The organism is Actinomadura sp. NPDC048955 (genome assembly GCF_040649435.1).
Taxonomy (GTDB): Bacteria; Actinomycetota; Actinomycetes; order Streptosporangiales; family Streptosporangiaceae; genus Spirillospora; species Spirillospora luteofluorescens.
In genome coordinates this window covers 1-1,436 of sequence record NZ_JBEZJI010000194.1, presented here as the reverse complement: position 1 = coordinate 1,436, position 1,436 = coordinate 1, and the positions used below count along the sequence as shown (strand labels likewise).

The window sequence follows — 1,436 nt, the reverse complement described above, 5'->3', positions numbered from 1 at the left end:
CTCCCTGCTCGTTCTGCTGGGTCTGATCCCGGCGGTTCTCTCGCTCGGGTGGATCTACCTGGCGAACGACACCAAGGTGGGCGAGATCGGCCAGTTCATCCGGTCCGTGCTCGCGCCGCGCATGAAGTCGCTGCTGCCCGGCGGGGCGAACCCGTTCGGGTGGGAGTCCTGGCACCGGGACCTCCCCGGCCGCCGAACCGGGAAGATCGGTCACCTCGCGGTGACGCTGACGATCTTCTGCGCCTTCCCGGTGACCGCGTTCGCGATCGTCGTCGGGAACCTCTCCACCCTTCCCTCCTGGGTCTTCCCGGTGGGGGGAGCGGAAGCCATCGCCACCCTGTGCATCGGGTGGCTGTTCCTCCGCGTCAACCGGCGGCGGAGGAAGCCGCGAACCGTCGTCACTGTCACCAACAACGACGGACACGCGTCCAATTGAGGCATCCTCTCGGCAGGAACGCCCCCACACCCCGAAGGGCCCGGCACACCCGGGCCCTTCGAGTTTTCCCAGCACACTTCCGTCAGCGCTCCTCGAGGAGTGGCGACGGTACAGAAACGACCGTTTCCGGACGGCGCTCCGCCGCGCCTCAGTGCCGGTCCGGTTTAGGAACCGCCCGCCGTCCAATAGAAGCCACCGCAGGTCATGGCACACCCGAGGGCGAGGTCTTGTGCCGCGGAGGTCTTGCGCCGCAGGTGCCGCGTTCTCGGCGACTCGCCTACAACCAGCGGCAATGCCCATTGACGCCCTCCGGTACCGGAGACGTACGACCGTCGTACTTCGGAGCCGGGTCGGCGGTGCCCGGTTCGGGGCCTGAAATGGGAGGATACGGGTGTGACGGCAGCGAAATCATCGCGTCTGCCCCAAAGTAGAGAGGAATTACTCCCATGGCCGAAGAGCAGCAGTCGCCGACGGGGGGCAAGCTCCCCGCGCGCGAGGTGGCGAAGAGGCTGAACGACCTGGCCGTCTCGACGACCGACCCCACCGAGGCGGCGGATCTCCGGGACCGGGCCCGGGGCTGGTCCGTTGCGGCCAAGTACGAGGGCGGGGCCCGTCAGCGCCATTCACGCGCTGACACGGCCCCTGAAGACACCGCTTCCCACCCTGAGAGTGTAGAGCGGGGCCGGGTGGTGTGAGGCGCTGCCCCCCCACCCGCCGACAACGCAACACTGGAGCGGGAGAGGATGACCCTCTCCCGCTCCCTTCCTCTCCCCCCGAGGTCCACGACCCGGAAGGCCGCGCGGGCGTCCTCAACTGAGGGGTGGCCGGTTCACGAAACCGGTACTGACCAGCGGGGTCTGGCTTTCCGGGAGGGGCGGCAAAGGCACCGTAGATCTCTGTCTCAGTAACGAACGTTAGTGGGACACCCGGAGGCTCGCCGACGCGTGGGCGAGGGGGACATCAAGGGCCCTGACGTTGCCGAGTGTCGCGGACGTGGACG

At 68.2% G+C, this 1,436-nt stretch carries 2 protein-coding genes; both read left to right on the top strand.

The window, feature by feature from the left end:
• On the top strand, positions 1 to 436 hold a 436-nt coding region (locus AB0C84_RS46165), incomplete at its 5' end, for a hypothetical protein (protein ID WP_361079270.1).
• 446 nt (positions 437 to 882) lie between these two features.
• Positions 883 to 1,131 carry a hypothetical protein gene (locus tag AB0C84_RS46160; protein WP_361079267.1) on the top strand — a complete coding sequence of 83 codons (249 nt, stop codon included), beginning with the start codon at positions 883 to 885 and terminating at the stop codon, positions 1,129 to 1,131.
• The last annotated feature ends 305 nt before the right edge of the window (positions 1,132 to 1,436 follow it).